This is a genomic window from Sulfurospirillum sp. SCADC (assembly GCF_000743525.1).
Classification (GTDB): domain Bacteria; phylum Campylobacterota; class Campylobacteria; order Campylobacterales; family Sulfurospirillaceae; genus Sulfurospirillum.
Genome location: NZ_JQGK01000013.1, coordinates 89,611 through 97,326 on the forward strand (window position 1 = coordinate 89,611; position 7,716 = coordinate 97,326).

Annotated in this window: 6 protein-coding genes; 5 read left to right on the top strand and 1 reads right to left on the bottom strand. The window is 39.8% G+C overall.

All coding sequences use genetic code 11. From position 1 onward, the window contains the following. Nucleotides 1-121 precede the first annotated feature (121 nt). From JU57_RS09390 to JU57_RS09410, 5 genes are all read left to right on the top strand, one after another. Entirely contained in the window at nt 122-556 is a 435-nt protein-coding gene (locus JU57_RS09390; RefSeq protein WP_037960076.1) for a hypothetical protein, read from the top strand. Between the two features lie 369 nt (nt 557-925). Next, entirely contained in the window at nt 926-3,349 is a 2,424-nt protein-coding gene (locus tag JU57_RS09395) for a molybdopterin-dependent oxidoreductase (protein ID WP_037960080.1), read from the top strand. Nucleotides 3,350-3,351: 2 nt separating this feature from the next. After that, complete coding sequence (locus JU57_RS09400) at nt 3,352-4,017, top strand: 4Fe-4S dicluster domain-containing protein (RefSeq protein WP_037960083.1); 666 nt, start codon at nt 3,352-3,354, stop codon at nt 4,015-4,017. Beyond that, on the top strand, nt 4,005-5,270 hold the full coding sequence (nrfD, locus tag JU57_RS09405) for an NrfD/PsrC family molybdoenzyme membrane anchor subunit (protein ID WP_037960086.1): 1,266 nt from the start codon (nt 4,005-4,007) through the stop codon (nt 5,268-5,270). The genes JU57_RS09400 and nrfD overlap by 13 nt, the downstream gene beginning before the upstream one ends. A 25-nt stretch (nt 5,271-5,295) precedes the next feature. Further along, complete coding sequence (locus JU57_RS09410) at nt 5,296-6,510, top strand: rhodanese-like domain-containing protein (protein WP_037960088.1); 1,215 nt, start codon at nt 5,296-5,298, stop codon at nt 6,508-6,510. A 74-nt stretch (nt 6,511-6,584) separates the two neighbouring features. Here the strand turns inward: JU57_RS09410 and JU57_RS09415 are convergent, their stop codons facing one another. Continuing rightward, nucleotides 6,585-7,292: a Bax inhibitor-1/YccA family protein gene (locus JU57_RS09415; protein WP_037960090.1), complete on the bottom strand. Its 708-nt coding sequence runs from the start codon at nt 7,290-7,292 to the stop codon at nt 6,585-6,587. Nucleotides 7,293-7,716 lie beyond the last annotated feature (424 nt).

Genomic DNA, 7,716 nt, shown 5'->3' on the forward strand with positions numbered 1-7,716 from the left:
TGGGGACTCACATAAGCGTCTCATTTTGAATCATACGGCTTTACATGTAAAGATTTAACATAAAATAAAGTAAATATTTTTATAGTTATAGTATATAATGGTTAAAAATAAAGGAGATAAAATGAAAAAAGTTATATTTAGTTTACCATTGCTAGCTTCATTGTTGATCAGCGCTAATCCCCAGAGTCGGGCTGATTGTACAGAAGTGTTTCAAAATGAGATTACTAAAATTCTTTATGCCAACCCCGATGATAAAAACAGCTCTATCGAAGCGTTAACGCAAAAAATCAATACACTTTTAGAAGAGGAGTGCGATCTCAATGCCTCCATTCAAAAAGCTGCAGATAAAGAGAAGAGCGCATCTCAAAATCCTAAAGAAGAGAAGGTGCTTATTTTAGATACGACCAAAAATAGCCAAGACTGTATTGAATCGTTTCAAAGTGAAATCAGGGAGCTTCTGTATGAAAATGAACAGCAAAAAGGCAAAGAGAAACGTGTGCGCGTTGTCATTAAAGGTGATGGTGCTAACTGTACCAAAGAACCTGGTGAAAAATAGAGAGTTCTCCATCAGAGGCTAGCGTATTTAGCCTCATTCTCCATCCTTTTTCTTCTTGCAAAATGAGTTTTGCAAGAAGTCTATTATTTAAAAATAAGTATAAAAATCTCACAAATGTCATTGTTTTTTTACTAATCTAGTAAAAAAACATATTTTATTTTACTAAGTTAAATAAAATTATAAAATTATTTTATTTCTTTTATAAGCGATCACATCGGGCTTTCACCCTTGTTTTGATTCTATTAACTTATAAAAATGATTTAGTTTAATAATAATATAAAGAAACTCTCCTTACAATGTATCCATGAAATGGTTATTTCAATGGTTTTTTTGAAACCTAATGTTTAAAAATTGAAGTGGAGAAAACGAATGAAAGTAGAGATCTCACGAAGGAGATTTCTTCAAGGCAGTGTCGCCTTAAGTATTGCAAGTGGAACGGCGCTTAGTTCGTCTACCATTCTTGCAAGCTCAAAAGAGAAACCTCAAGTGGCACTGATGAAGAAAGTCCCAACTATCTGTGAAATGTGTGTCAACAAATGTGCAGCGATTGCGCATGTACATAATGGCGTTGTAACGAAATTAGATCCCAATCCGTATTTCCCAAAATCTCGCAATATGCTTTGTGCTAGAGGGGCTGCAGGAATTCATGCTTTGTATGATCCTGATCGACTCAAATACCCTCTCATTCGCACAGGTGAACGGGGAGATGGAAAATATCGACGTGCGACATGGGAAGAGGCGAATGAGTATATTAAAGACAAATTGGTCAAAATTTTAGAAGAAGAGAAAGACAACCGCTCCTGTATTGGCTATTGCGCAGGGGAAGGGTTGGCAGAACACACTTTTAAAACTTTTATGTCCGATAAATTTGGATCGTCCAATTTCCTCAACCACTCCACCATCTGTCTGCAAACGGCTGTTTCAGGATATACGCTCACCATTGGTGGTTACGGGCAAGCGGATTTGGAAAATGCGAAGTACGTCATTATGGCAGGTGCCAATCGCGCCGAAGCGATTTTAACACCTGACACGATGGATATGTTTAAGCGCACCCGTGGTCGTGGTATGAAACTGGTCGTGGTCGATCCACGCTTTACCAACACCGCAATGCACGCCGATACGTATGTTCCGATTCGCCCAGGAACAGACTTGGCCTTTGTGCTAGCATTGACGTATGTTGCGATCATTGATCAAGTGTACAACCGCAGTTATGTTGCCAAAAACTTTGTTGATTTTGATAAATACAAAAAACATATTATTGAGAGTGAATACACACCTGAATGGGCAGAAAAAATCACAGGCGTTCCCGCAGCGACGATCTGTAAAATCGCCCATGACTTTATGGCAGCAGCACCGCAAGCGGTTTATTACCAAGGCAGACGAACAACATGGTCCAAAAATGACTTTCAACTCAGACGTGCTATGGCGCTCTTTACAGCGCTTGGTGGTGGCATTGATGTGAAAGGTGGCATTGTTTTTGGCAAAAAGCTTCCACTAGGAGAACACACGACCACCGCTCCAATGTACGCCAATGCAAAGCCTAGAATTGATAAAAATTTAGCCGCGGTTGTAGGTGCGACAGGTACGTGGGTAGGCTGGCGCAATATGGTCGAAGAGGGTAAATCACCCTATCCGATTCGGGGTATGTTTGTCTACAAACAAAACCCAATGCTTTCCGTTCCAAACTCCGCTAAAACACGCACGATGTTTGAAAAAATGGACTTGGTTGTTGTGATCGATACGATGCCAAGCGATACTGCCATGTTAGCCGATGTCATCTTGCCAGAGTGTACTTATCTTGAAAGAGAAGATCCCGTGCAGTCGTTTGCAGGCATTGAGCCTTCCATCGCGGTACGTGAAAAAGTAATTGAGCCTATGTATGAGAGCAAACCTGTCAATGAAATTATGCGAGGCTTAGCGCAAAAACTTTCAAAACCGTTGTGGGAAATTACCAAAAAATATGACGAAGATGTGCAAGAAGAGCTTGAAGATAGTGATGAAGCAGAGTTTTACGAAGAAAATGGTTTTGATTTAGCTGAACCTTTTATGCACGATCAAGAGGAGACAAACAAACACATGTTTGTTGAAAAATACGGCGAAGAGGCGTGGGGAGTCTTACGCGAAAAGGGTGTTTTTTATCCCAATATGCTCACCTACTTTAAAAAGGTTAATAACAATACGTACGAATACTACCCTAAAGATAAAAAGTTTTACTCTGTGTTGAAGTTAGAAGAGGAGTACGATCCTGTCGCCTTTTTACACGATATTTGTGTCAATCCTGTCGATGTTGCCGATCTTAAACGCTCGTTTAATACCCCCAATAAAAAAGTTGAATGCTTCCTTGGTAGTATGGCAGCCAAAGGCGTTGATCCTATGCCTGTATGGAGAGATGAAGAGTATGTAAACGTCCCAGTAGGAAAATTTAAATTTATTACAGGGCGTCATGCGCAATTCACTCAAAATGCTACTCAAAATAATATCATGCTCCTAGAGCTCATGCGTGAGAATTATTTGTGGATCAATGACAAAGAAGCCGAAGCGTTAAACATTGGGTTTGGCGATACCGTTGAAGTGACAAGTAGCATAGGGCAGGTGCGCATTAAAGCCTATCCAACGCCTAAAATTGTGCCACAGAGCGTCTTTTACATTCACGGATTTGGTGCAAAATCAGAAGGACTAACGTTTGCGCATCGTAATGGTGCGAGTGATAATGAAATTATTGAAGATACGATCGAGCCGGTACATGGTTGTGCCAATATGCACGAAACACTCGTATCGATCAGGAGGGTGTGACGATGAATTATGCAATGGCATTAGAGTATCAAAATTGTATCAACTGTAAAGCGTGTGAGGTTGCTTGCAAAGAGGAGAATGGTGTTCAATTGGGAGCGGATAAACAACGCATTTGGATCGGCGTGGTGGAGGGAACCATCTTTGGGAAACCCTTCGCCAATCTCTATCCATCGCAGTGCAACCACTGTATCGATGCGCCGTGTGTAAGTGTTTGCCCGACCAATGCGAGCCATTTTGCCCAGGGTGGTATTGTTAAAGTCGATGCGCATAAATGTATTTTATGTAAAGGCTGTATGGAGGCGTGTCCGTATGATGCACGCTTTGTGGATGACACGATGGTTGCAGTCGATAAATGCACCTTTTGTGACCATCGCTCCTTGGTTGAAGGTGGCACTACTGCGTGTCAAGCCACGTGTCCAACGAAAGTGAGAACGTTTGGTGATTTGGATGATGAAAATAGCGATATTGTCAAACTCTTAAAAACAAAACGCTTTTTCTTTCAAAAAGAGTATACGGGAACATTGCCAAAACTCTTTTATATTTTACCTGATGATGAAGCCTATGCTAAGCAGAGTGTTTCACACAATACGATTATTCATACATGGGAAGATATTAAACCTATGTACGATGAAGCACGAACGAGAAGGAGTAAAGAATGGAGAAGATAAGTTTTATGGGTCTTGACATTAACAAGATCAGTATCGTTCAGCTCTTGTTAAATAAAACGATGCTTTTAGGGTATATTTTTTTGATATTTGCCTGCATTGGCATTTATGAAATTTTTGATGTACGCTATTTTAGTGCAGCCGCTAATGCGCATGCTTCAGGGCTCAATCCAACCGATCCTGCCCTTAAAGAGGCGATGCGTTTAGCCGTTTTTGGAGATGTTGGCGAGGTCAATCGCAATATCCCTTGGACGCTTTTCATTGTGAATTACATGTACATGATTTATACCGGTAGCGGGGTGATCTTTTTGGTCGCATTGGCAGAGTTGATGAATTTTAATCTTATCGCCAAAGCAGCAGCTGGTTTTATGGTCATCGGAATTTCGATGGTGTTTGCAGGACTCTTTACAATCGCAACCGATCTTAATATGCTCAATATGGTTTGGATGGTACTCACACCCAATCTTAATGCGGGTATGTGGTTGATGTTGCCACTTTATTGTACCTATATCCCGTTTGTTCTATTTGAAATTTATCTGGTTCTAACCCATAAACGAGAGTGGGCAAAACGCTTGGCATTGCCTATTTTGGTGCTCAGCATTGGGGTAGACTTGGTTGAGTATTATATTCAAGCGAAACTTTTTTCCATGAATACGGCGCGTCATCTCTGGACAGAATTTCCCTTTTTGACGTTTTATTTTATTATCTCTGCTTTTGTCTCCTCTTTAGGTATTATGGGAATCATCAGTTTCTTCGCTCATCGCAGTAAAGCAGAATACAAAGGATTAATGGATCTTATTCGCAGAGCCATGTTATTTTTCGTCTCTCTTTTAGGTCTTTATGAGATTTTTGGTTATATGACGGTCGATAAAGATTGGGCGTTTTTGATTCTTTTTGGACCCTTTCGTTATGTCTATTTCACAGGGTACATCTTTTTAACATTGGCACTCCCCTTTTTATGTATTGTTAAGGCACGACAGCCTATATTTACACTAGTTGCTTCCATTTCTGTGGTCGTTGGTGGCTTTGTGGGAAGGTATCTTTTTGTCTATGGTGGCAATGCCAATCCTATGTCCAACCGTTTTGGACTCGGATATGAAAAATATGACTTTTATGCACTTTCTAAATCATTTAATTACGTCGCACCGCACTTAGGAGAGATTTTTATCGTCGTTGGCTCTGTGGGCGTGGTGATGGTTATTTATAAGCTTTTTGATACGCTTTTTTCTGTGAATGAATTAAGAGAACACCATTAACCAATAACCCCAAAGGAGAGAGAAAATGAGACTAAGAGTAATAGCCAGTAGCCTGATCGTAGCAGGATTGCTGCTAGGAGGATGTACGAATCAACCCGAAGCGAGTGCAACACCCAGTGCCAAAGTGTTGAATGAACCTACGTTACATGTAAAAGGTTTGATGGAGAAATTTAAACTCGAAAATGTAGATTACGCTTATGTTAAAGCAGCGATTGGTAATGGCACCAGAGATGGCGCTAAAGCCCTCTTGATTGATGCACGACCAAACCCAAAATATTTAGCCAGTACGATTCCCTCCAGTTTGAATATCCCAGATACCCAAATTGATAAATACATAGGACAACTGGATAAAGTAGCTAAAGATAAAGAGATTATCGTCTTCTGCGGTGGATGGGATTGTGAAAAAAGCCCCATCGTTGCAGGTCACCTAAAAAGTAAAGGCTTTACCAACGTAAAACTCTACCAAGCAGGTGAACCTGAATGGATTGCTAAAAACTATCCAGAAATTGGTCTTCCTGTAGTGCAAAGTATGTTTAAAAACAATAGCGCTGTTTTGATGGATGCAAGACCCTACGCTAAATATATGGCAGGAACCATTCCAGGCTCACTCTATATGAGTGATGAAGAGATCGGTAAACTCAAAGGTCGTTTACCCATAGATAAAACAACCCCAATCGTCAGTTTCTGTGAAGGATACAGTTGCGCAAAATCGCATAACTTAGCTAAAAAACTCCAAGAGTTTGGTTACACAAAAATAAGTGTTTACGCAGGTGGATACCCCGAATGGAAAGAAGCAGGACTCCAAACAACTGCTGGTGGCGCTAAAAAAGTAGACGTAGCCCAAACCCCTAAAAAAGATGCCTTCGTCGAAGGGATTAAACTAGGAGAAGATGAAGGAACGGTAGACGGTGAATGGTATAAAGCACTGATCATCAGTGATAAGATACCAGCCAATGTAGCTGTTATCGATGTACGAAGTGCCACAGAATATGCCAATGGTCATATCAAAGGTGCTATCAATATTGAAGCAGGAAAACTGAGTGCCACAGAATTTGCAGCAAAACTACCTAAAGGTAAAATGGTGATTATGAACTGCTCCGCAGGAGGAAGATCGATGGAAGCCTTCTTGAAACTTAAAGATGCCAAAATTGATGTAAGTAAGATCTTCTACTTTGATGCAAATATCAAATGTGATAAGAGCAGTCAATGTGAGATTAAAGTCAATGAACCTTTAGGTTAGAGCTTTACATATAAACGCAAAAAGGGGCGGAGGATTCAATCCTCTCGCCCCTTTTTTTATAGCTAATCTAGAGCTTATTCGTCGCGTGAGCCAAAAAGACCCAGAATTTGAAGCAATGAGATAAAGAGATTTAAAAAGTCTAAATACAGAGCAATAGCACCTTCAATCGGTGTTTCATAAGCGCCTCTGATAATGTTTTGTGTATCGTAAAGAATAAACGCACTAAACAAAATAGAGCTAACACTTGCAATGGCTAATTGTAAGATTGGGCTATGGAAAAAGATATTAATGACGCCTGCAACCACAACCACAATCAATGTGATGAACAACATTTTACCCATTGCTGAAAAATCTCTTTTGGTATTCATTGCAAACACAGAAAGTCCACCAAACGCAACCGTTGTCAAAATGAAAGCATTTGCCACAATACTTGCGCCGCCTTTCATTCCAAGAATGCTCGAAAGAAGCGGAGTGAGTGTTAAACCTGTTAAAAACGTGAAACCAAAAAGAAGTACCATATTCAGGCCAGCTTTCTTTTTAGCTGCAAAAAGTCCAAACAAGAAGACAAACTCTAAAATAACAAGACCCCAATACCAAGAAGCAATGGCACTTGCCATTCCAATTCCGACATAAGCACCTGCACTTGCAGCAAGCAATGAAGCTGCAAAGAGCTGATAGGTTTGTTTAATAAAAAGTCCTAATGAACTTTCATTAAGCCTCGTATGCTCATAGGTACTCTCATGTGAACCTTGTTGTATGTAATTTCTGTCATACAGTCCCATATTAATTCTCCTTTTACTGTTTAATAAACATGTTAAATCAAAACGCATTCTATCCAATTCAAAAGATGGAATGCAATTTTTGAGTTCTCTATTATATGGAAACAGAGTAAACAAAAAATTAATCGTATTAAGGGGAAGAAAAAAACCACTTAATCCCTCGTTTGTTTTAACCTTCTTTTAAGGTGTATGGATATATAATTTCGTCCTCGTTTGAGAGAACGGGGTTAAAGAGAAGCACCCAAAGTAGGGGATTTGCTTCATGTTCATTACCATTTTAACAATGTCAAATTCAATCTTTGAAATCTAAATAAGCGACCTTAGTCAGTGACGCGAAAAAAGAGATTATCAACTCTTTAATAAAAAAGAGATACTTTAAGTCAAATGAAGACACTTCATAAATTTTATGGAGAGTTTGATCCTGGCT

Coding starts and splice junctions, on each gene's coding strand:
- JU57_RS09390 (WP_037960076.1), top strand. CDS start 122: ATGAAAAAAGTTATATTTAGTTTACCATTGCTAGCTTCATTGTTGATC.
- JU57_RS09395 (WP_037960080.1), top strand. CDS start 926: ATGAAAGTAGAGATCTCACGAAGGAGATTTCTTCAAGGCAGTGTCGCC.
- JU57_RS09400 (WP_037960083.1), top strand. CDS start 3,352: ATGAATTATGCAATGGCATTAGAGTATCAAAATTGTATCAACTGTAAA.
- nrfD (WP_037960086.1), top strand. CDS start 4,005: ATGGAGAAGATAAGTTTTATGGGTCTTGACATTAACAAGATCAGTATC.
- JU57_RS09410 (WP_037960088.1), top strand. CDS start 5,296: ATGAGACTAAGAGTAATAGCCAGTAGCCTGATCGTAGCAGGATTGCTG.
- JU57_RS09415 (WP_037960090.1), bottom strand. CDS start 7,292: ATGGGACTGTATGACAGAAATTACATACAACAAGGTTCACATGAGAGT.